Below are 23,241 nucleotides of genomic sequence, written 5' to 3'. Positions count from 1 at the left end.
ACCACTCGCGGATGCGGCAAGATCCGCGCTGCGCGGCAGCAAATTTATAGTTCTGGCATAAGCCTGCCTTAAGGTAGTGCCGCTTTTGACCTCCCCGACGGGAGGCTCAAAACCATGACCAATTCATCAGGGCGCGGCGAACGATGATCGCGCTAGTGCGCACCGCGCTGACGAAACCGCTGACTTTTATCGTGATGGCCGTGATGATCTTCGGCATTGGGGTATTGTCTATCCTGCGGATGCCGGTGGACATCTTCCCGCGCATCGGCGTGCCGGTGATTGCGACGGCATGGACCTATACCGGCCTGTCCCCGCAGGACATGGCCGGGCGCATCGTCACGCCGTATGAACGCGTGCTGACAAATGCGGTCAACGATATCGAGAGGATCGAAAGCCAGTCCCTGAACGGGGTCGCAGTGGTGAAGATCTATTTCCAACCGGGCGTCGACATCCGCACGGCCACGGCACAGGTCACCTCCATTTCGCAAACCATCCTGCGCCAGCTGCCGCCGGGCATCACCCCGCCCATGATCGTCAATTACGACGCCTCGACCGTGCCCATCCTGCAACTGGCCTTGTCGGGAAAGGGCTTGAGCGAACAGCAGCTATTCGATCTGGGATTGAACCAGGTCCGTCCGCTATTAGTCACGGTGCCCGGGGTAGCCATGCCATTCCCTTCTGGCGGGAAGCAGCGCCAGATGCAGATCGATGTTGATCCGGCCGCGTTGCAGGCGCGTGGCCTTTCTGCGCAAGACGTAGCGAACGCGCTGACCGCGCAGACGCAAATCAGCCCGGTCGGCTTCGCCAAAATCGGCGACCTGCAGTATAATGTCCGCCTGAACAACGCCCCGGCATCGGTCGAGCAACTGAACAATCTGCCGGTGAAGGTGGTGGACGGCGCCACCATCCTGATGCGCGATATCGCACAGGTGCGCGACGGGTCCGCACCGCAGATCAACGTGGTCCATGTGGATGGGCAGCGATCCGCTTTGATGACCGTGCTTAAAAGCGGTAGCGCATCCACACTCGCCATTGTCGACGGGATCAAGCGGCGCCTGCCGCAGGCGCTGGCAGGCCTGCCCGATACGCTGAAAGTGACAGCAATAGGTGACCAGTCAGAACTGGTCAAAGCGGCGGTTTCGTCGGTGGTGACCGAAGGCGCTCTCGCTGCCCTACTGACCTCGCTCATGATTCTGCTTTTCCTTGGATCGTGGCGATCGACCATCATCATCGTCACGGCCATCCCGCTGGCGATCCTGGGTTCCATTGCCGGTCTGGGCGCGGTGGGCCACACGCTGAACCTGATGACGCTGAGCGGGCTGGTGCTGGCGATCGGCATTCTGGTGGACGATGCCACTGTCACGATCGAAAACATCAACTGGCATCTGGAACAAGGCAAGAGCGTGATCGCTGCCATCCTGGATGGTGCGGCACAGATCGTGAAACCGGCACTGGTCGCGTTGCTGAGCATCTGCATCGTTTTCGTGCCGATGTTCTTTCTGCCCGGCATTGCGGGCTTCCTGTTCGTGCCGCTGGCGCTGGCGGTGATATTCGCCTTGCTCACGTCCTTCGTGCTCGCCCGCACGCTGGTGCCGACCATGGCGATGTTCCTGCTGCACCCGCATGATGAGGAAGCAAAGACCCGCCCAACGCGCAATATATTCGTTCGTTTTCAGCGCGGGTTCGACCAATGGTTCGAGCGGATGCGCGCGCGTTATGGCCAGTTGCTGCGCCGCGTGCTGGATGTTCGCCGCGGCTTTGCCATGGTCTTTCTAAGCGTCATGCTTCTGTCGCTGGCGCTGGTGCCGTTGCTTGGTCGGGACTTCTTCCCGGCGGTGGATGCCGGTCAAATCGCCCTGCATGTGCGGACGCCTGCGGGGACGCGGATCGAACAGAGTTCCGCCACTTTCGCGCAGGTGCAACAACATATCCGCAGCGTGATCCCCGATGCGGAAATCGAAACGATGGTCGATAATATTGGCATCTCTCTGGCGGCGCTGAACAATATTTATGCCAATTCCGGCACGGTCGGCTCTAATGAAGGCGATATCCTGATCACTTTGTCAAAGGATCACGGGGATACGAATGAATATGTGCATGCATTGCGCCACCAGTTACCGCTCAAATTCCCAGGCGTCGATTTTGCTTTCCTGCCGGCAGACATGACGAGCCAGATTCTCAATTTCGGATCGCCAGCCCCTCTCGATATCCAGATACGCGGGCGCAACATCCCGGAAAATCAGCGATATGCGCAAAAACTGTTGAAACGCGTGCGGCAGATTCCGGGGCTGGCCGACGCGCGCATTCAGCAATCGACCCGCTATCCCCAACTGAATGTCGATGTCGACCGCGCACGCATCGCGCAATATGGCCTAAGCCAGCGGGATGTGACGGCCAGCCTTGGCACTGCGCTTGCCGGTACGGCGCAAAGCTCGCCCGTATTCTACCTCAACCCGGAAAACGGCGTGTCCTATCCTGTCGTGGCGCAATTGCCGGAACGGGACGTAGGCTCCGTCGCCGATCTGGCCGCGCTGCCGGTCGCAGGCAGCGTCGATGCAGCATCGCAAACGCTTGGCGGTGTCGCACGGATCACGCGCGGCAACACACTGTCCGTGGTCAGCAAATATGACATTCAGCCGGTCATCAACATCTATGCCACCACGCAAGGGCGTGATCTGGGTGCAGTTGCGACCGATGTGAACGCCGCCATCGTCGCGCTGGAAAAGGACCTGCCGAAAGCATCCACCGTCACACTGCGCGGCCAATATGAAACGATGAACATAGCCTTCACCGGCCTCGCATTCGGCCTGATCGCGGCGATCGTGCTGATCTATCTGGTGATCGTGGTGAACTTCCAGAACTGGATCGATCCGCTTGTAATCATCGGCGCGTTGCCCGCCGCATTGGCAGGCATTGCGTGGATGCTGTTCCTGACCGGCACCACTTTGTCCGTACCGGCACTGATCGGCGCGATCATGGCAATGGGCGTATCCACTGCCAATGCCATCCTCGTCGTCAGTTTCGCGCGCGAAAGGCTGGCGGAAACGGGCAATGCTGCAACGGCCGCACTGGAAGCGGGCATGGTGCGCCTGCGCCCGGTGCTGATGACCGCGCTGGTAATGATCATCGGCATGTCGCCCATGGCGCTGGCCCTGGGCGAAGGGGCGGAACAGAACGCGCCGCTGGGCCGGGCGGTGATCGGCGGTTTGGCGTTCGCCACAATCGCCACGCTGGTGCTGGTGCCCGCGCTCTTCGCGCTGGCCCACCGCAAGGGCGCCCCGAAAACCCGCACTATCGAACTGGAACCGAGCCATGTCTGATCCCACCCCATCACGGACTTCATCGCGAAAGGGCCGCCTTTATGGTGCGGCGGCAGTTGTTGGCATTGCGCTGCTGGTGGGTGGCGGCATCGTTGCCCGCAATGCGGACCATACCGAACAAGCGGAATTCGCCCGCGCCAATGCATTGCCGACCGTCAATGTCTTGCACCCACAACCGGCGGAAGCAGGCGCAATTCATCTACCCGGCATGTTGGAACCAGATAACGAAGCCGCCATCCATGCTCGCGCCAGCGGCTATGTGGCGCAGCGACTGGTCGATATTGGCGATCATGTGCGTGCGGGGCAGGTTCTGGCCGTGCTGGACGCGCCGGAGGTGAAACAACAACTGGCACAGGCGCAAGCGGACCTGCGCACGGCAGAAGCCAACCGTGGACTGGCGCAAACTACGGCCGTACGTTGGGACGCGCTGCGCGCGAAGGACGCGGTATCGCAACAGGAAACCGATGAAAAGAGCGGGCGGCTAGCGGCGGCAACGGCCCTTGCCAGTTCGGCCCGTGCCAATGTCGAACGATTGCGCGCCACACTCGGCTTCACCCGTGTTGTGGCACCTTTTGCAGGCCGGGTGACCAGCCGCAACGCGGAAATAGGCGCCCTGGTGAATGCGGGCAACGGCGCGGCCAGCCCCCTGTTCACCATTGCAGATGACCGCCGACTGCGCCTGCGCGTCCGTGTGCCCCAGGCCTTGTCAGGACAGCTGACGCGGGGCGTGGTGGCCAGTCTGACCGTACCGGAATATCCGGGCGAGCGTTTCGACGCCGCACTGGTACGCACAGCAGGTGCGGTGGACCGGGCATCGGGCACGGTACTGGCCGAGTTCGAGGTGAACAATACTGGCCAGCGGCTGAAGCCGGGCGGCTATGCCGAAGTGGCCATCCCCATGGCGGCGGGCACCGCCGTAACACTGCCTGCCAGTGCGCTGATTGTCACACCGAAGGGAACGATGGTGGGGCTGGTCGATCGCGAAGGGCGCGTGACGATGCGCCAGGTTATGATCGGACGGGACGATGGCGCCAGCGTGCAGATCGCTTCCGGCCTGACCCCGCAGGCCCGCGTGATCGCCACTCCTCCAGAAGCGCTGTCACAAGGCGATCGGGTTCGCATCGTCCGCAACCGGGGGAAAGGTACTGCCAATGCGCAGAATTAACCTCGCCGCGCCCGCCTTGCTGTTGATGGCGGGCTGTTCCATGGCGCCGCCACTCAATATTCCGGCCACGCCGGTGGCGGAAAGTTACAAATATGGCGCACGCTGGCAGGATGCCGCGCCGGCGGATCGGCAGCCGCGAGGGCAATGGTGGCGTGATTTCGACGACCCTGTACTGGACGACCTGATCGCGCGGGCGGACGAGGGCAGCCCAAGCCTTGCCGCAGCAGTAGCCCGGCTTGACCGCGCGCGGGCGGAGGCGCGCCTTGCGGGGTCGGATCTTGTCCCCACGCTGGATGCCCGCACGGCCATTTCGCGCGAACGGCTTTCCGCTGGACGGCCCATCGGTCCCGGCGTTCCGATAACGGCGGACCAATATATTCTGGGCGGTGCGCTGAACTATGAAATCGACCTGTGGGGCCGGGTGCGCGACAGCATCCGGGCTAGCGAAGCGGACGCGGGAGTCGAAGCGGCCAGTCTCGCCTCCGTCCGCCTCAGCCTTCATGGCGCGCTGGCGGATGCCTATTTCCAGTTGCGTGGACTTGACCGGGAAGGTGCCCTGCTGCGCCGCACAGTCGACGCTTACGAAGCGTCAGACGCACTGATCCGCATCCGCCATGAAGGCGGCATCGCATCGGGCGTGGATCGCAGTCGGTCGCAGACGCAACTCGCCAATGCACAAGCGCTGTTCCGGCAGATCGCGGCACGCCGGGCGACGCTGGAAAACCGCATCGCAACACTGATTGGCATGATACCCGGGCAATTTGCCGTCGCCCCCGCCGATAGCATTGGGGCTTTGCCCACCATTGCGCCGGGCCTGCCATCCACCCTGCTCGAACGGCGACCTGACATTGCCGGGGCACAGCGGCGGCTAATTGCTGCCAATGCCCGCATCGGCGTGGCGAAGGCGGCCCGGTTCCCCCGCATCGATCTGGCATTGGCCGGTGGTTTTCAGGCCAGTGGTGCGCCCCTTGTCAGCGCCCCAACCGGATATTGGGCGCTGGGACCATTGTCGGCGGTGCTCCACCTGTTTGATGGCGGGCGGCAGCGGGCGCGGGTTGCCGTCAGCGAGGCGGAATACAACATCCTCGCCGCCAATTACCGCGAAACAGTGCTGAATGCCTTCCAGGAAGTAGAGGATTCGCTGGCCAGCAACGCGGCGCTGGCGGCCGAGGAAGCCGACCGGCGGCGGGCCGCGCAGGCCGCTGCGCGCGGGGAAGAACTGGCGTTGGACCGTTATCGCGATGGCGCGGCGGACTATCTGGAAGTCGTTACCGCACAAACTGCCGCCCTGGCTGCGCAACAGGCCTTCATCACTGTGCAGACAGCGCGGCAGCGGGCAGCGATCACCCTTGTTCGCGCGCTTGGCGGCGGGACGGACAGGGTCGAACCAGCCGGTGGCTGATACGGATACGGATCCGGCTGAGGCTAGCCGGGCTGCAGCGCGACGAGATCGATCAGTGCGGACATCCCGCCATGGCCGCTGCCTTCACGAATATCCGCATCGTAGCTTCGCAGGGAAATGATATCCCACCCGGCGAAGGCGTCGCGCAGCATGCTTTCGGTATAGAGGTTGTCCTCCACTTTCGGCCCGCCGGTGCCATATTCCAGCTGTTCCGGGCGATAGCCTTCCAGCAGCAGAATGCCGCCGGGCCGCAAAGTTCTGGCAAAGCCGGCGAACATCTTGGCCCGCAATATGGGATCGGCAAATTGCACGAAGATCGCCACGACCGCGTCAAATGCAGCCTCCGGCCAGTCGTAGGCGGCCAGATCAACCTGCTCCAGCGTCAAGGAAACTCCACGCTGTTGCGCCAGCCTGCGCGCCTTCGCGATTCCGGCGGCGGATATGTCGGTTGCGGTAACATCCAGGCCCTGTTGGGCCAGATAGACCCCATTGCGCCCTTCCCCATCGGCCACCGCCAGCACCCGCCCGCCTCGCGTCAAACGGCCCGCTTCACGGCGCACAAATGCATTGGGCTCGGTTCCAAAGACATAGTCTTCCGAAGCGAAGCGACTGTCCCAGAATGCGGCTGAATCCATACGATCAGTCATGCGCTGCCTTCCATGCTCCCATCGAACCAAGATAGATGTCGAGCTTTTCAAAACCGCGGCTGGCCAGCCACCCTGCGGCGACCGTCGCGCGCATGCCGCTGGCGCACATCAGGGTGTAATGGCGCTTCTTGTCCAGTTCCTGCCAACGGTCGTTAAGCTGGCCGACATAGATATGGTGCGATCCGTCGATGGCAGATTTGGCCCGTTCGTCTGCATCGCGCACATCCAGCAATGTCCACCCTTCAACACCACCCAAACGGTTTTCGACTTCGTCCGTATCGATCATGGGCGTCTGCTGCATCATTACGCCTTTCGCCGCGGCAGGCACCATGCCGACATAGCCACCCACCACATTATCCAGCGCGATCCGCACCAGATGTTCCAGCGCGGCGGCGAGTTGATCTTCATCTGAAGCGATCAGGGCGACGCTTTCCCCTTCGCGGATGAACCAGCCAGCAAATGCGGAAATCATATCCACGGGCAGGCTCATCGCGCCAGGCAGATGGCCCGAGGCATAGGCCATGGGTTCGCGGACATCGACCAGATGATCCGCTTCGCAGTCCCCTAACTGCGCGAGCGAAAGGCGGCGCGGGCGCATCACCGGCGGCGGCGCACTGCCCCCTTCCACGTTCAGCCGTTCCATCAGCCGAAAATAGGGCGGTTGATAGTGGTTCTCGTTGACTTTTAACCGAATGAATTCCTCGCGATCCGTGATCAGGAGGCGCGGATTGTTGAGCCGCTCGTGCCCGATGGTGGAGAACTCGCGATCGGCCATGCCTGATCCGCAGACCGAGCCGGCACCGTGCGCCGGATAGATGATGGCCTGATCGCCGAGCGCCAGCAGCTTGCGGAGGGAATCGAACAGCAGCCCGGCCACTTCCTCGCGCCGGTCGGGATAAAAATCAGTGCGGCCGACATCGCCAACGAACATGGCGTCGCCAGTGAACACGCCCACCGCCTTGTCCGGATAGGCGGTATCAAACAGCGCATAGGCCAGATGGTCATCCGTATGGCCGGGTGTTTCCATGGCCCGGATTTCCAGTTGGCCAACGGCATAACAATCACCGTCCCGCGCTGTCGTCGCATAAACTATGGGCCGCTCCGGGTTTGGCCCATGCAGCACTTTTGCACCCGTCATGCCGGCGAGCACTGGCGCGCCAGATACAAGATCTTCGTTACGATGAGTCTCGAAGATATGCGTGATCTCAAGCCCTGCTGCACGCGCCTTCTCCAGGTAGATGGTGCAGTCGCGGCGTGGGTCGATCACGGCTGCCTGCCCGCCCGACCCCACCAGATAGGACAGGTGGGAAAGGCCCGGCGTCTTGATCTTTTCCAGCAGCATAGTTCTTTCCTTCTGGTATGGGTTTCGCGCCGCGACGACTGCTATTGTCAGTCTGAAACGAGCGGCCATCCCTGGCGTTGCAGGAGGACCAGCGTCGTCATCGCGGACAGATCGAGAGTGACCGCCGGATCAATGTCCTCCCGCGCAATGCCCTGTCCAGCGGTGGCCTGGCCACAGACATGGATTTCAACGCCAGCTCGCTTGAGTGCGGCAATCAGCGGCGTGTTTGGGTTGGTGGAGTTGAACCGCTTTTGATAGGCTTCTTCACGCAGAATCAGCGGTGTGGCTGGCCCGTGGATGATGACCTTGATATCGCCCGGTTTGGTGGAAACGCCGCTCGATGCGAGCAGATTGAGATAGCGCGCGACCCTGTCGAGACTACGGTTGACCCCGTTTGGCCCACGTGCCTCGCCGGTGATTTCGAACAGCGCACGCATATCATCCGTCGCGGCGGGACGGTTGGCAACCTGCGCCATGGGCGCAATCGCGCCATAGTCCGCGACCGCCGGGTGCCTCGCAACTTGAGCGGATGCGGGCATGCAAACAACCAATGTGGCGGCGCCCCCCAGAATGAGTAATTTGTTATAAATGCTCATCATCTGTCTTTCCCTCCGACTCATTGGCTAGCCCGATCAGCATCTCGCTGCTTAACATCTGCGGCAACTCCCGAACCGGACTTTTCGACGGCGCGTAGAGATAGTAAGGGATCGAATTGCGGCCGCGGCTGGCGAGGAAGCGCGTGATCTCTGGATCGCCCCGCGTCCAGTCGGCAACGAGCATCGTCACGCCCGCCTTCGCGAATGCCGCTTGCGTGTCCGCCCGGTCGATCGCCACTCGCTTGTTGACTTGGCAGACAAGGCACCAGTCTGCTGTGAAATCGACAAAGACCGGCACGCCCTGCGCGCGCAACTCAGAAAGGCGCGCCTCACTGAACATTTGTGCTCCGGTATCTGCGGGAGCGGTCGCGGCGGCCGGGCGCGGCAGCTCTACGGCAATCGCGACCAGGAGCGCCGCCATCACCGGTGCCAGCCCGACCATGGCGGAGCGCCCCCCGCTTTGTCGCAAGCCCACCCACCATAATCCCACCGCGGCCAGCGCGGCGATCAGCAGGCCCATCGCAAGCCCGTCCACGCCGCTTTGCCGTCCCAGGACCCAGGCAAGCCCGATCGCGGTCAGCAGCATCGGAATCGCAAGAATGCGACGGAAGGTTGCCATCCACGCGCCGGGTTTCGGCAGCCAGCGTTGAAGTCGGGGCACGAAGGCGATCAGCAGGAATGGCAGCGCCATACCAAGCCCAGGCCTGCAAAACCGCCAGCGCAGCTGGAACCGGCAGAACCAGTGCCGCGCCCAGCGCGACGCCCATGAAGGGGCCACTACAAGGCGTCGCGATCAGCGCAGCAAGCGCACCGGTGCCAAACGCGCCGAGGCCGCCTTTCTTCGTCATCCAATTGCCGGACAAAGAGGGGCCACTCACTTCGAACAGACCAGCCAAATTGAGCGCGATTGCCAGCGACAAGAGCATCAGCAGCAGGATCATCCGGGGATCCTGAAGCTGGAAAGACCAGCCAATGTCATGGCCCATCGCGCGGGCGCCGACCAATATTGCGCCCAGCGCCGTGGTCGTCGCTACGCTCCCGGCAAAATAGGCAAGCCCTTCCACTTTCGCGGTGTGCCGGTCAGCGCCCGATCGAGCGAGGCTCAGCGCCTTGAGCGACAGGATCGGGAACACGCAAGGCATCAGGTTGAGCAGCAACCCGCCAAGGATCGCACCGGTAAGTGCAATTCTGAACGCGCGCGTGTCGGCTGGCGCGGCACGCTTAGAGCCCTGCGCCGGAGTGGGCTTATCGACAGCGTCGGGGAGAACCGCGGCTGTGGAGGCTGGCGCCGACCGTGCTACAGGCGCCTTGGTCTTGGGGGGTTCACGGGCACCCGAAGCCATCAACGCGAAACTGCGCTTACTATCCGCAAACACGCCCCGAAAATCTGAAGGTGTGGGCGCAGCATTGTCCGATGCGGCGACAGTCACGCGCCATCCACCTTCCCGGCGCACGACGGTCTGCGGCGCCGATGCCGCGAACCAGCCATCCTGAGCGGGAAACAGGCGCACCGACGATGCATCCAGCCTGGCTTCGCCATCAATGTCGAAGCGCCAGTCTCCACCCTGACGCGCGACCACCAGTTTAAGCCTGCCTTCCACAGGCAGTGCCGCCTTGGCGGCCCGGAAAACCGGCGCCGCAGCTGCATTGGATGTTCCATCACCGGCCGTCAGCAGCAGATCGAGCGTGGCGCGTTCGGGGACACACAGCGTGTCCGAACAGGCAAGCCATGAGAGGTTGACGCGCAGCGGGATGGCAGTGCCCGGAGCAACATCGTCGTTCAGGTTCAAATCCGTAAGGAGCGTGAATGCACCTTTGTGAACATAGCTTGCCAGCCCCGCGAGCTCGAGCAGGGTTGGTGCGGGATGGCGCAGATCACCCATGGTTACGCCGTCCGGCACGGTCCAGTTCGCCTCTACCGAGAGCCCGCTGTCGCCCGGATTGACCCAATAGCCATGCCAGCCAGTGCGTGGCACCATGCGGATAGCGATGCGCGTTGTTGTGCCGGGCTTTGGGGAACCGGATTCGGCCAGCACCGACGTATTGATATTTGCCGTGCCCTGAGCGGCGATCGGTCCAGCGATGAAACCAAGCAAAGCGGCTGCGAAGAGTGCGAAAAACCTTATCGTAAGACGCGGTAGTCGATCAATCATCGTCCTGGCCGGCGTTTTCATTGTGATGCAGTTCCGTTAGGGTCGCGTCGCGCAAGCGCCACCGCCTCACGCAACCCGCGCAGATCGATGCCGCCGGGGATGAGATAGGGGCCGATCAGCATACCGGGCGTGCCTTGAAGACCCAGCATTGCTGCGTATCGGCTATTGCGATCCAGCACAGCACCGATCTCAGACTTGTGCGCGGTGAGGTCAGCCTGCAGTTTCGCCCAATCTACCCCCGCCTTGCCTGCTGCGGCGCGAATACTGTCCGATGTCAGCTTGCCTGTCGTGGTCATCAGCGCATCGTTGAACGCGGCATGCTTGCCTTGCCATTTGGAGGCGATGGCTGCCCGCGCGGCTTCGGTGGACGCAGCGCCGAAGACCGGCCAGTCACGAAAGACCAGTTTCACCTTGGGGTCTTCGTTCACCAGTGCTTCGAGCGACGGGTGGAGCTTGCGGCAAAAAGGACATTGATAGTCGGAGAAAACCACAACAGTGACATCGTGCCCCTGCGGCGCGATGGCCGGGGCAACAGGATCATTCTGGATTTGCGAGCGGATGCGCAGCGCGTCTGCGCTGGAGGTGTCGCTCGACGCCTGACGAGCTTGCGCCGGGTCGGCATCACCGCTCCAAAGCGCTACGCTGCCGGCCAGAAGCGCGGCCATGCCGATGCCAGCGGCGATTGTCAGTGTCTTCATCTCATTGGGTCCTTTGCAGATCACGCATCCCTGCGGTCAGCGCCGCCCGGGATATCTCGCCGGCGTGGAGACCGGCAATTTCGCCCGCCTCGTTGACGAACAGGGTGGTTGGAAGCGCCACCGAAGCGACAACTTTGCCCAAGACGCCGCCCGGATCAGTCACGATTGCCCCGTTGGCCAGGCCCTGCTTGGCAAGAAACGCACGGATGGCCGCAGCGTCCTCGCCTTGATTGACGAGCAGAACCGGAACTTTGGAGCTTTGCGCCACGTCGATCAGCATCGGCATTTCGCGACGGCACGGCGGACACCATGTGGCCCACAGATTGATAACCATAGGTCGCCCTGGAATGCCCAGCTCGACCGGTTTGCCATCGAGGTCCGTCAGCATCAGGCGCGGCATCGGTCGTACATCCGGTGCAATCAAGGTGGCCGCACCGAGATGAAGTACAAAAAGACCTGCGACCGTGGCGATCAGGGCAAGACCTGCAGGTTTGCGCCCCAGCATAACCAAGATGATGATCAACGCCGCCGCAGCGCCTGCCCAGACCGAGAATCCGCCCTGCCAGATTGCAAGCATGGTCCAGGGTTCGGCGATAAAGGCATCAATATTGGCAAGAATAAAGCCGATGCGCGCTGCAACCAGTCCGGCCAGCAAGGACAACCATCCGGCACGCATTGCCCTACTATCCAGCCGCGCGCAATCACACCCGCGATCGCCAGAAACGCCCAGATCGCTGCAACAGCGATCAAACGGTCTGTAGCCATGGCAAGTGGGCCGATCTGTATGACGCCATCCATTGTGGTTCTCCTTGCCGCCCTTTCTTAAGGCAGGCTTAGCATCCGGCTTAAGGTAGCGGTAAGGCGGACAGGGAAAGGAGCAGAAATGCGGATTCTGCTTGTTGAAGATGATGATATTCTGCGCGACGGTATCGTGGTGGGGCTGGGCCTTGAGGGGTTCGAGGTCGATGCTGTGGCCTGTCTTGCCGACGCGCGCGCCGCGATAGGAGATCATGCTGGCGTCGTGCTCGATATCGGCCTGCCAGATGGTTCCGGTCTCGACCTGCTAGCGGAATGGCGACGGGCCGGCGTCGAGACCCCGGTGCTGCTGCTGACGGCGCGTGACATGGTCGCGGACCGGGTCGAGGGACTTGATCGCGGTGCCGACGATTATCTGGGCAAACCCTTCGATCTTACGGAACTATCAGCCCGCCTGCGCGCGATCATGCGTCGAGCCAGTGGCCGGGCAAGCGGCGATCTGGAACTGGGTGCGCTGATAATCAGCGAAGCGCGTAGATCAGTGGCCTTGGATGGCGAGGAAATCGCCGTGTCCCGCCGCGAGTTTGCGATCCTGCATGCTCTGGCGGAGCGCCCGGGGCACGTGCTGTCGCGCAGCCAGCTGGAAGATCGCATCTACGGCTGGCAGGAAGAAATCGAAAGCAACGCGGTGGAGGTACACATCCACAAGCTCCGTGCAAAACTCGGCCGGAGCCGGATCGAAACGGTGCGCGGAGAGGGTTACCGGATTATACGATCATGACTGCGTTACGGATCCGTCTGTTCATTCTCGTCGCCGGCGTGACCATGCTCGTCTGGGCGGGTGCAGCAGGCTGGACGAGTTTTTCAACCAGGGCTGAAGTGCAGCGTGTGCTCGACGGGCGGTTGGTGGAGGCGGCACGAATGGTCGCTGCACTCGATATTCCCGCCAGCGGACCAGTGCGGCGACTGGCCCCGGCACCTTACTCCCGCCAGTTGTCGTGCCAGATCTGGTCACTGAACGGCGCATTGATCGGTCAGTCAACCGGAGCGCCCGATGCACCGTTGGCCGGGGGCGCACCCGGTTTTTCCAGTCGCCAGATCGAAGATGAACAGTGGCGTGTCTATACACATGTCGACACAGCGCGTGGCATCAGGGTCATGGTCGGCGACAGCTTGGCGGTCCGCCAGCATCTGGTCAACGATCTGATGCTGGGCTTGCTGTTGCCCGCAGCGGTCGGGCTCGTTGCGCTCGCAGTGCTGCTTTGGTTTGGTGTCAGGAGTGGCCTTGCACCGCTCGGTCGTGTTGCCCGCGCAATCGAGCTGCGTTCGCCACAGACCCTTGAGCCGCTCGCCGTCGACCCTGTGCCCGAAGAGCTGAGGCCTCTGGTGCAGGCTATGGACGATCTGCTTAGCAGACTTGAAGGGGCCAGACGGGCCGAGCGCGACTTCGTGGCCAACGCCGCGCACGAACTCCAGACGCCGCTGGCTGGTCTCAAGACCCAGGCGGAAGTGGCCCGTCGCGCCACGGACCCGGCCATGCGGGATCATGCCCTGGAGCGCATCGCTATAGCGGTGGATCGCACCAGCCGACTGGTACGCCAGTTGCTGGAGCTGGCCCGGCAGGAAAGGCGAGAGGCGGAACCAGCCAACTGCTTCGCACGCGTGCATGACGTGGTGAACGGCGTGGTCGGCGATTATGCACATCTGGCCGCGACGGGCCGTCGATCGATCGTCACCGCCTGCGGACTCCGCGATGTCGACCTGGCAATCGATGCCGAAGCCCTTCGCCTTGCGCTGGGCAATCTGGTGGAGAACGCTCTGCACCATGGCGGCAAAGGCCCAGTCCGGATCGAGTGTGCCGCAAACGATGGACTGGAGCTGCGTGTCATCGATTGTGGGGCGGGCATCGCGGCGGATGAGGTTGAGCGTGTGCGTCGCAGGTTCGAACGTGGCCCTCGCGCCACGTCGGGCGGCACCGGGCTGGGCCTGTCGATCGTCGAGGCCGCAATCGCTCCAGCGCAGGGCGTTCTGGAATTTCGTCTGGATGATGCCGCTTTGCCGCCGTGCTGCGCTTTCCATCAAATCGCGTCAGGATATCGAGCAATGGTGCCAGCTGACGTTCCCCCCGATCAAGGAGATGTATCTCCGCGAACGGCATTCAACCGCCGCGACTTTGTCATGCTGAGCGGATTTGCCGCAGTGGGATGGCTCGGAAGCTGGGCACTTCGCGAAACTGCGCCTTTGGCTCAGGACATGTCTTCAAATGGCAGAGCTCAAACCGCCGCAGACCAGCGGACGGGTCGGTCGGCTGGAAACCCGGATGGGTCGGTGACCGTCGTTGCGTTCAATGATTTCCTCTGTCCGATCTGCAAGGTGACCGCGCACATACTTGCAGCCGCAGTGAAGCAGGACGGTGACGTGCGGATCGAGTATCGCGATCTGGCGTTCTTCGGGCCAATGGCGGAGCGTGCCGCCCTGGTCGGCCTCGCTATGGACCGACAGAGTCTTTTATCCCCGCCTATCACGACCGCACGATGGCAATGCACATACCGCTGAACGAGACAGCGCTGCGCGACATCGGACACGATATAGGCGCGGATTGGGAGCAGGCCACGAAGGATCTGAAAGACCGGCGCCAGGCATTTCTAAACCGTTTGCATCAGGACGCCAATCTTGCCTTCGGTCTCGGTATCCGCGGCACACCTGCGTTCCTCGTCGAAAGCCTCCTCGCCATTGGCCGTAAGACTGAAGATGAATTTTTGGCGATCTTTGCCGAGGCTCGGGATAAGGCTCGCATCGCTGAATGACTGACCAGCTAACGCCGGTACGGTCATTGCACTATTCGTTCGCGGTCTCGCGAAGCGCAATATCGCGCTGGACGCGCGTCATTTCGCCTATAGAGGGCATAGCGTGAAGAGTACGCCAAACAACGCTAAGGGCGAACAACCGGTGAACGGTTAGGCGACGTGGATATCTCGTGGTAGATTAAGTGCCTTCCGGCCAGCGGATGCGGCCGCTCTATCCCAGAGAAAGTCTCCGGAAAAAGCGATATGTTCCCAGCCTACAGGCGATGTGTGGGCAAGGAGGTGATCGGGCGCCGCGACCGATTCCGATTGTAGATGCTGGACAGCAGCGTCCATGTAGGTGGTGTTCCAATAGACGATGGCGGCGATGACCAGATTGAGGCCTGACGCCCGATATTGCTGGGCTTCATGGCTGCGATCGATGATGCGTCCCTGGCGGAATGTGTAGATCGCCTGCGTCAGGGCATGCCGCTGTTCGCTGTTGTTGAGGCCGGCATGGCACCGCCGGCGCAGGTCCGGGTTTTCAAGCCAGTCCAGCATGAACAATGTCCGCTCGATCTTGCCGATTTCCTGTAACGCTACGTCGAGCTGGTTCTGTCGCTCATAAGCGGCGAGCTTCCGTAACATAACCGAAGGCGCAACGTGTCCAGCTTTGATTGATCCCACGAGCCGCAGCACGTCATCCCATTGCTCACGGATGATGTCGGTGCGGATCCGTTTCCCCAGCAGCGGGGCGATGGATGGATAGGCACCTGCCGCGGCGATCGGCGCGAGACGTCTGTCAGGAAAATCGCGCAGACGCGGGCAGAAGCGAAATCCCAGCATGGCGCACAGGGCAAATACGTGATCAGTCGCCCCGCCGGTGTCAGTATAGTGCTCAACGATCCTGAGATCGGTTCCATGGCTGGTGAGGCCATCGAGCACATAGGGCGCCTCATGCGTCGCGGCCGAGATCACATTGATATGGTAGGGTGCGCGCTGATCGGAATTATGCGTATAGAAGCTGAAGCCATGATCGACGCCATAGCGGGCGTTGATGTCCCCGCCCGATGCGCCGCGCTTTGCTCCCCGGAAAAATTGGCCATCGGAGCTCGACGTGGTGCCATCGCCCCACACCCGCGAGAATGGCAGCCGGTGGTGAGCATTGATGAGGACGGCCAGCGCCGCGCGATAGCTGTCATCGCGGATATAGGCGTCATGCGTCCACAGAAGCTGATCGCGCGTGACGCCCTGGCTTGCGGCGGCCATGCGCGACAGGCCGAGATTGGTGGCATCAGCGAGGATGGTGGCGAGCAGCGCATTTTCATTGGGACAGGGCTGGCCGGTGCGCAGGTTGATGAAGGCCGCGAGAAAACCGGTTTCCTGAGCTACCTCATGAAGCAGTTCGGTAATGCGGATGCGCGGCATCATAGCATCGAGCCGGTCGGCCAGTTCTTCGGCGTCGGGTGTCGCGATCGTGCGAACCGGCGATATCTGGAGGCGGCCATCCCGGAAGCGGACGCCCTCCAGAGCATCGTGCTTCAGCCGCTGGGTGAACCTCTTCAAGCGCCAGTCGAGTTCGCGGCCACGCTGTTCCAGCCATGTGTCCGCCGACGATGGCAGGCCGAGGGCTGACACGACCGGCTTGGCCTTCGGCTCGCTGAGCAGGTAGCTGTCGAACCGGCGATAACTCGCCGATCGCTCGACCCAGACATCTCCGGAACGCAATTTGTTGCGCAGATGCGCGAGCGTGGCGATCTCCCAAAGCCGCCGATTGACCTCGCCATCACCGCCCACAACGATTTTCCGCCATTCCTTGCGGAACGGCATCGGGGCGTCGGCGGGCAAATCGCGCTTGCCCGACCTGTTGAGCGCACGCAGCATCTCAATGGCTGCGATTGTCTTCGCACTGCCCTTGCCGGCGCGGAACTCCAGCGCTTCAAGCAGATCGGGAGCGAATTTGCGCAGGGTCGCATAGCGATCGGCCGCAACCGTCAGCGGATCGAGGCTGGCCGTTTCCGCGATGCTCGCCACTTCCGGCCTGGCCCTCAGAAGGGTCGTCCACCCCACCGACGCGTCCAGCGCGTCGATGGGATCTTCGCCTGTATCGACGGCATCGGTAAGCGCGTCGATCGTCCTGCGGAAGATCAGCATCAGCCGCGCCACATTCTTCGAGGTGGCGGCATAATTGCGGGCCTGGGCGTTCTTGGCGCGGGTGAATATACCGCCGATCAGCTTGTCCGCCATCTCGAGGGCGCTGTCGGTGAGCCGCTCTTCGACATCGATTAGAAAGGCGAGCAGCGTGGCATGGCGTCGCGATGGCGTATAACGCTCGATCATATAGGCTGGAGAGGCGCGGCCCTCCCTGACATATTGGCGAAAGCGATCGGTGTGGATGCGGTCGGCTATGTCCGGAGGAATGCCGATTTTCCGTACCTGTCTCAAACGGTCGAGAATCTGCCGGATGTGATCGGGTTTGGCCGCCACGGGAATCGTCTTGAGCAAGGTAAGCCGGCTCGCGCCGCCAGCGCCAGCTTCATCAAAGAGCTGATCGAGGGCCTGGACCTGTTCAGCGCTGAGGTTGGCGATCAGGGCATGGGCCGCTTGCTTGCGGGCACGAGCGCGTCCCGCGATACTGGCGCGTTCGATGGTGGAGAAGGAGGGCAGTAGAATCCGGGCCTCGCGGAGCGCGGTGATGACACCGCTCACGATCGTTGACCCCTTGTCGGTCGCCCATGCCGTTTTCGTCGCGGCCTCGATCATGAAGGGAATATCGGTGCGGATCGGGCCACGCACCCCAAGGCGTTCCGCCAATTCGCGCGCATGATCCGTCATGGTCTGATCCCGCGCCGCATAGTCGGCCAGATCGGTTACGCGTAGGCCCATTTGCTCCGCGACGAAGACCGCGAGGTCATGGGGGATCGCTCCCCTGTCTCGCATCAATTGAGCGAGCGTGACGCCGGGGTGACGCAGAAGGGCGAGTTGCAGCGCAACCCCAAGCTGGTTTCGCCGCTCGCGTCGCGCACCGATGATTTCGATGTCCGAGGGCTCGAAGGTATAGAGCCGGGCCAGGCGGTCCCGATCTGCCGGGATGGCTAGCAGTTGATCGCGCTCACCTTCGGTCAGGAGTTGATGTTTGCGCTTCACCATGCCGATTCCTGTCCACAAAAGGTCATTTGTGGCTATGGACAGGCAGGAGTAAAGAGACATAGTATGTGGACGGATATGGATGGGTGAAGCCGGCGCCTTTCACAATGTCCACGAAACGGCCGTTTGGGAGACACAGGGCATGGGCGGTATTCTGGGCTATGCTCGTGTGAGCACCGGCGACCAGGACGTGGCAGGGCAGACCATGCGTCTGGAGAAGGCTGGCGCCATTAAAGTGTTCACCGACGTTATGTCGGGCAAGAGCATGGATCGTCCCGGTTTGGCCGACCTGCTCGCCTACGCCCGTAAGGGTGACACATTGGCCGTGGTTCGCCTCGATCGGCTCGGGCGGTCGCTGGCCGAATTACTTGTCACGGTTGAGAAGCTGCACGCCCAAGGCGTGGCGCTGCTAAGCCTTGAAGAGAAAATCGACACTTCATCGGCCGCCGGCGAACTGATCTTCCATGTGTTCGGGGCCATCGCCCATTTTGAACGACGGCTGATTTCCGAACGCACCAAGGATGGCATCGCCGCCGCCCGTGCCAGGGGCAAGTTACCTGGCCGTCAGCCGCTCGACATGAGCAAGGTCCATGCCGCCATTAAACTGGTCGAAGCGAGTATCTCGCCAACAGAAGCGGCACGGCAACTCGGCATCGGCCGATCAACCATATATCGAGAAATGCGCCGCCTTGGCGTGGAAAGGCCCGCCTGAATGTCCAGATCAAAATCGGTTCACGATCTTTCGGGCCTGATGAAATATGCGGAACGGGCGCCATGGGATGAAGCGATGGCTGAAATGCTGTCCGCGCATCTTGGCCCAGCGTGCGAAGCAACCGGGCTCGAGCCAGATGCCATATTCGAAATCATCGGCGATCACTGGCAAGGGCCGCTATGGGGCTGTGCCTTTGAAGATCTGCTGACGCAGGAACTGGAACCTGACGGTGGCAATCTGGTCGATGACTATCTCAAGCGCCGGGGCTGGAATGAAAAGGCGCCGGACAAAGCCTATATGCGCGCACTACGCGATACGGTCATGTCGCTCTATGAGATCAGCGAAGTGGTTCCCGGCCAATCGATGACCTTGCGCGATCTGCTGCGCGACGTTGCCCCGGTGACGGTGCGGGAACACGGTGCGACCCAGACCCTCGTCAACTGGGACAAAATCGCCGCAAGAATTGTTGACGTGAACGGTCGGCACGGCATTTCCGGGGCACTGCTGCCGTTCAGCGCAGATGGCGCCGTGCGCGTAATCGACGCATTTTCCCGACTTGTGGACGATGCACAGGGCACTGTCGGATTGGATCCCCTAGACAAGGACGCGCTCTTGCGGGCATCGGGGCCGATGTTCACGAACATGTGGCTGCTCGACTGTCTGGGTAAGGCCATTCCCGGCAGCTCGCCGGATATGGTCAACGCCGACGGTGATGACCTTGTGTTCCACCGTATCGTTTTTCCGCTGGCAAAGGGCGTGATCGGCAAAAGCGTGGTTCGCAGGCTGAACGCGGCTCAATGGCTGGAACCTGCGAGCGACACGTTCTGGAACTGGCTGGCGCCGGTGACGAAGAAGAGGACACCAGGAACGACCAAAGGCGGGCAGGCTTTTGTGACAACCATGGAGGACGGCACACCCGTTTTTGCCAATGTCGAGTTGGCTGGACGCAAACTGATCGTTGAGGTCAACAGCGCCGCCCGCGCTGAACAGGCGATTGCGCAGATGAGCGAATGGCTTGGTGATTGCGTGAGCACACCTATGACCGAAATCCGGACTCTGGCCCAGTTCATGGCCGATGATGCCGCCCGCGCTCCGCAGGAAGAGCCGCTCGATATCCCGCCGAACGAAATGGAACGCATCGTTCATCAGATGCTGACACGCGAATATACCAAAACGCTTGATGAAGCGGTGCCGGCCCTCGGGCACAAGACGCCACGCGCTCTGGCCCGCACGAAGGCAGGCCGACCGAAAGTGGCCGACTGGCTCAAATATATAGAGAATGGCGCGGCAAAATCCGGGCCTGGCGATCCGATGGCTACCTATGATTTTACGTGGATGTGGGATCAACTGGGGCTGATCGACCTCCGGCGTTGACCGCCCTCATACCACCGTTCTGGCATCGTTCTCCCTTAGCGTTGTCTGGCGCACCATCCACGCTATGCCCTCAGTTGACAAGGCGCGGCAACGGAAGAGTCTGTCCCGTACTGGGCGTCACCTCAAGGTTTGTTCGCCAGACAACGATTTCTCGGACATAAGCGGAACATGGGCTACGCTACACGCTTCAACCGCGCCATTGGCTCGTTGAGTGGGTGGAATTCACCTGCTGGAAGTCGCCTGGCCTGCTCCCAGAGGTAATCGCCGGTCAGACTGATGTGCGCCCAGCCCATCGGAGAAAGGTGCGCAAGCAGTGCCGCATCGAACGTCGTGCCGACAGCGTTGAGGTGCTGGGCGGCCCGGTCGAGATAGACCGTGTTCCAGTAGGAAATCGCCGCAATCAGCAGGTTCAGCCCAGATGCGCGAAATTCCTGATTTTCCAGCGAGCGATCGGTGAACCGACCCTGCCGGTTGGTATAGATGGCGGCGGCAAGCGTGTGCCTCGCCTCGCCTTTGTTGAGACCGGCCTGACAGGCACGKCGCAGTTCCGGTTGTTCRAGCCAATCGAGCGTGAACAAAGTGCGCTCGATACGGCCCAGTTCAGCCAATGCAAAATCCAGCCTGTTCTGGCGTTTGTAGGCGGCAAGYTTTCGCAAGATTACTGACGGCGCCACCGTGCCATCCTTGATTGAGGCGACAATCCTGACGATGTCATCCCAATCRGCCTCGATCGCTGCCGTTTTGATGGTGCGGCCCATCAGATTTTCGATGCCCTTGTATGTCGATGGCGCAGCGATCGAACCCAGCTTGCGGTCGCCAATATCGCGCAGCCGGGGCGCGAAGCGGAACCCGAGTAGGTGGCAGAGTGCGAAAACATGATCGGTGGCGCCGCCGGTATCGGTATAGTGCTCATGCAACGGAAGGTTGCCGGCGCCCAGGACAAGCCCGTCGAGCACGTAAGGCGCTTCACCTGCCGTCGCGGACATGATCCGTGATCCGAATGATGCGAAGTGATCGGAAAGGTGAGAATAGATTTTCACGCCAGGTTCGGCGCCATATTTGGCATTGACGTCCGCCGCCCCTGAACGGCTCCGCCCCGACCGGAAGAACTGGCCATCGGACGACGAACTGGTGCCAGCGCCCCAATGCCGCGCGAAGGGTAATTCGTGATGGGCTGAGATGATCATGGCCAGCGCGGCCTGATAGTTCTCGGGTGAAAGATACCAGTTGTGGGTCCATGCGAGTTGGGCATAGCTGACGCCTTCGCTGGCATTGGCCATCCGCTCCAGCCCGAGGTTGGTGCCATCAGCCAGAATTGCGGCGAGTACCGTGCTGGGGTTGTCGTGCTCCTTGCCTGAGCGCAGGTCACGGAATGCGTTCAAAAAACCAGTGCGTTCGGCGACTTCAAGCAGCAGCTCGGTGATGCGCACGCGGGGAAGCAGGGTATCGAGCTTGCGATCGAGGGCTTCAGCTTCCGGTGGGGTGACAGGCGGCATTTGCTGAAGCTTGAGCCGGTCTCGTTCGAGCGACACTCCCTCAAGCTTGTTTGTTTTCAACTGCTTGGCAAATCGGCGCAGCCGCCAGTCAAGATTTCGTGCCCGGTCAGCGAGGTAGGATGCAGCATTTGAATCGAACGGAAGCACATCCGCCACTTTGGCGGCGTCGCGCCGACCCAGCAAATAGGCATCGAAGCGCTGATAGTTGCGGGTTCCCTCGATCCATACATCACCGGCGCGCAAACGATCACGCAAGGTTGCCATGATCGCAATTTCATAACGTCGGCGGTCGATACGGCCGCTTTCGGTGATGAGACGCTTCCACTGCCGATTGGGGAATGGCAGTGGAACGCCATCGGGAAGGTCGCGCGACTTTCGTGTGTTCGCATCGCGAATGACATCGATGGCTTTGATCAGTGCCGTCCCTGTTCCAGACGCCTTGAAGGTGAAGGCGTCCAGAAATGCCGGGCTGAAACGCCGTAGCGTGGCGTAACGCTCGGTTGCCGTTACCAGTGCGTCCTCGCCGGCAAGATCAGCAAGGGCATCTACTTGGGCCTTTGCCGCAACAAGCCGGTGCCAGCCCACCGCTTCGTCAATCAATTCGAGCGGATCGCCGCCATTCTGGACAGCCTCATCAAGTGCTGTAATCGTGGCGCCAAACAGCCGCATGAGTTGCCCCACCGACTGAATACTATCTTGGTAGCGACGCTCGCGCCCACGCCGCGCGCGCGTGAACATGCCGCCGATAAGTCGGTCAAACATTTGGATCGCGGCATCGGCAAGTCTGGCCTCAAGGTCGATCACTGCGGCCGTCAACGTCGCCCGCCTGCGATTGACGCTGTAATCCGAAAGCAGGAATGCCGGTGCCACGCCGCCCTCGCGGACAAATTGGGCAAAGCGGAATTCCGGAATGGCGCCCCCAACTACCGGGTGGATACCTATGCCGCGAACATAGCGCAGGCGCTCAAGCAAGCCATTGATATTGGCCGCAGTCGGGGCTTCTTCGAAATTACGCAACCACGCCAGCGGTGTCATGCCGAAATCCGGGTTGTTGATTACGAGTTCGTCTAGCCGTGTCAGTTCAGCAGAGCTGAGGCCTTCGACGATTGCGGCTGCGGCAGCTTTGCGTGCGCGTGCCCGGCCAGCAAGACCGGCGCGTTCCAGYGTGTCGCCTGACGGAAGAATGAACCGCTCACCCTTCAGGCCAACCATKAGGGCGCGAACAATCGGTTCACCTCTGTCTGTATACTCGGCGGCYTGCGCGGCAAGATTCAGGGCAAGTGCCAGGTCGCCGCGTCGAAACGGGCGTATGCAAGATAACGCGCCACGAGATCGGCATGATCGGTACGGGTTTGCGCGCGCTGACCATATGCAGAGAAGGAGGAAGGATCGACGAATAACTGTGCCGCGAGGTACTGAAGAATGACGTCGGGAAGCCCGATCTCGGGTTGCAGACCAAAGCCGGGATGTCGCATCAAAGCGATTTGTGCAGCCAGACCGAGGCGATTTGCTGGACCATAGCGGCGCCCAACCAATTCAACATCTTCCGCAGAAGGGTATAATGCCCAATGATCGCGGTTTCTTGGACAGGAGGATCGAACAGGCGCCGGCGCTCGTCTCCGGTCAGAAGTCGGCGTCGTGCCATTTTGC

The 23,241-nt window shown here is 61.6% G+C and carries 16 protein-coding genes and 1 pseudogene; 8 read left to right on the top strand and 9 right to left on the bottom strand.

All coding sequences use genetic code 11. The features are described 5' to 3' along the window. Positions 1-143: 143 nt before the first annotated feature. The 3 genes from BF95_RS08570 to BF95_RS08560 are packed head-to-tail and all read left to right on the top strand — an operon-like array spanning position 144 to position 5,887. Positions 144-3,320 carry an efflux RND transporter permease subunit gene (locus BF95_RS08570; protein WP_043150837.1) on the top strand — a complete coding sequence of 1,059 codons (3,177 nt, stop codon included), beginning with the start codon at positions 144-146 and terminating at the stop codon, positions 3,318-3,320. Next, positions 3,313-4,485 carry an efflux RND transporter periplasmic adaptor subunit gene (locus BF95_RS08565; RefSeq protein ID WP_043150836.1) on the top strand — a complete coding sequence of 391 codons (1,173 nt, stop codon included), beginning with the start codon at positions 3,313-3,315 and terminating at the stop codon, positions 4,483-4,485. Before BF95_RS08570 ends, BF95_RS08565 begins: the two co-directional genes overlap by 8 nt. After that, a complete protein-coding gene (locus BF95_RS08560; RefSeq protein WP_043150834.1) occupies positions 4,472-5,887 on the top strand; it encodes an efflux transporter outer membrane subunit in 1,416 nt (471 codons plus the stop codon). Before BF95_RS08565 ends, BF95_RS08560 begins: the two co-directional genes overlap by 14 nt. Positions 5,888-5,910: 23 nt before the next feature. Here BF95_RS08560 and BF95_RS08555 read toward each other — a convergent pair whose 3' ends face one another. The 7 genes from BF95_RS08555 to BF95_RS08530 all read right to left on the bottom strand — a co-directional run bounded on the left by BF95_RS08555 (position 5,911) and on the right by BF95_RS08530 (position 11,978). Next, positions 5,911-6,534 carry a class I SAM-dependent methyltransferase gene (locus BF95_RS08555; RefSeq protein WP_235209648.1) on the bottom strand — a complete coding sequence of 208 codons (624 nt, stop codon included), beginning with the start codon at positions 6,532-6,534 and terminating at the stop codon, positions 5,911-5,913. After that, on the bottom strand, positions 6,527-7,876 hold the full coding sequence (locus BF95_RS08550) for an MBL fold metallo-hydrolase (RefSeq protein WP_043150829.1): 1,350 nt from the start codon (positions 7,874-7,876) through the stop codon (positions 6,527-6,529). The genes BF95_RS08555 and BF95_RS08550 overlap by 8 nt, the downstream gene beginning before the upstream one ends. Positions 7,877-7,923: 47 nt before the next feature. Then, positions 7,924-8,352 carry a DsrE family protein gene (locus BF95_RS08545; RefSeq protein ID WP_235209647.1) on the bottom strand — a complete coding sequence of 143 codons (429 nt, stop codon included), beginning with the start codon at positions 8,350-8,352 and terminating at the stop codon, positions 7,924-7,926. Positions 8,353-8,458: 106 nt separating this feature from the next. Beyond that, positions 8,459-8,812 carry a thioredoxin family protein gene (locus BF95_RS27285; protein WP_161774258.1) on the bottom strand — a complete coding sequence of 118 codons (354 nt, stop codon included), beginning with the start codon at positions 8,810-8,812 and terminating at the stop codon, positions 8,459-8,461. Further along, positions 8,802-10,625 carry a protein-disulfide reductase DsbD domain-containing protein gene (locus tag BF95_RS08540; RefSeq protein WP_161774256.1) on the bottom strand — a complete coding sequence of 608 codons (1,824 nt, stop codon included), beginning with the start codon at positions 10,623-10,625 and terminating at the stop codon, positions 8,802-8,804. Before BF95_RS08540 ends, BF95_RS27285 begins: the two co-directional genes overlap by 11 nt. 17 nt (positions 10,626-10,642) lie before the next feature. After that, the gene (locus tag BF95_RS08535) at positions 10,643-11,323 is read right to left on the bottom strand and encodes a DsbA family protein (RefSeq protein ID WP_043150827.1); all 681 of its coding nucleotides are present in this window, start codon (positions 11,321-11,323) and stop codon (positions 10,643-10,645) included. 1 nt (position 11,324) lies between these two features. Further along, positions 11,325-11,978 (bottom strand): TlpA family protein disulfide reductase, encoded by a 654-nt coding sequence (locus tag BF95_RS08530; RefSeq protein ID WP_161774254.1) that lies wholly within the window; start codon positions 11,976-11,978, stop codon positions 11,325-11,327. A gap of 228 nt (positions 11,979-12,206) precedes the next feature. Here BF95_RS08530 and BF95_RS08525 point away from each other — a divergent pair, with 228 nt between their 5' ends. Genes BF95_RS08525 through BF95_RS08515 form a run of 3 tightly spaced genes read left to right on the top strand, consistent with a single transcriptional unit; the run spans position 12,207 to position 14,886 of the window. Next, complete coding sequence (locus BF95_RS08525; RefSeq protein WP_043150826.1) at positions 12,207-12,860, top strand: winged helix-turn-helix domain-containing protein; 654 nt, start codon at positions 12,207-12,209, stop codon at positions 12,858-12,860. Continuing rightward, positions 12,857-14,635, top strand: a complete 1,779-nt coding sequence (locus BF95_RS25550; protein ID WP_081764088.1) for an ATP-binding protein — start codon at positions 12,857-12,859, stop codon at positions 14,633-14,635. The genes BF95_RS08525 and BF95_RS25550 overlap by 4 nt, the downstream gene beginning before the upstream one ends. Next, a complete protein-coding gene (locus tag BF95_RS08515) occupies positions 14,614-14,886 on the top strand; it encodes a DsbA family protein (protein ID WP_152542617.1) in 273 nt (90 codons plus the stop codon). The genes BF95_RS25550 and BF95_RS08515 overlap by 22 nt, the downstream gene beginning before the upstream one ends. A 150-nt stretch (positions 14,887-15,036) precedes the next feature. On the opposite strand, the gene BF95_RS08510 is transcribed toward BF95_RS08515, so the two are convergent. Next, positions 15,037-18,012, bottom strand: coding sequence for a Tn3 family transposase (locus BF95_RS08510; RefSeq protein WP_043150823.1), 2,976 nt, complete (start codon positions 18,010-18,012; stop codon positions 15,037-15,039). A 139-nt stretch (positions 18,013-18,151) separates the two neighbouring features. On the opposite strand from BF95_RS08510, the gene BF95_RS08505 reads away from it, so the two are divergent. After that, the gene (locus tag BF95_RS08505; RefSeq protein ID WP_043150867.1) at positions 18,152-18,721 is read left to right on the top strand and encodes a recombinase family protein; all 570 of its coding nucleotides are present in this window, start codon (positions 18,152-18,154) and stop codon (positions 18,719-18,721) included. A 39-nt stretch (positions 18,722-18,760) separates the two neighbouring features. Then, the gene (locus BF95_RS08500) at positions 18,761-20,095 is read left to right on the top strand and encodes a hypothetical protein (protein WP_235209646.1); all 1,335 of its coding nucleotides are present in this window, start codon (positions 18,761-18,763) and stop codon (positions 20,093-20,095) included. A gap of 173 nt (positions 20,096-20,268) precedes the next feature. On the opposite strand, the pseudogene BF95_RS08495 reads toward BF95_RS08500, so the two are convergent. Next, positions 20,269-23,236, bottom strand: a pseudogene (locus BF95_RS08495) (Tn3 family transposase). Positions 23,237-23,241: the final 5 nt, after the last annotated feature.

The organism is Sphingobium sp. Ant17, from assembly GCF_000588875.1.
Classification (GTDB): Bacteria; Pseudomonadota; Alphaproteobacteria; order Sphingomonadales; family Sphingomonadaceae; genus Sphingobium.
The sequence above is the reverse complement of the archived record's forward strand: the minus strand, read 5'-3'. Positions and strand labels throughout refer to the sequence as shown.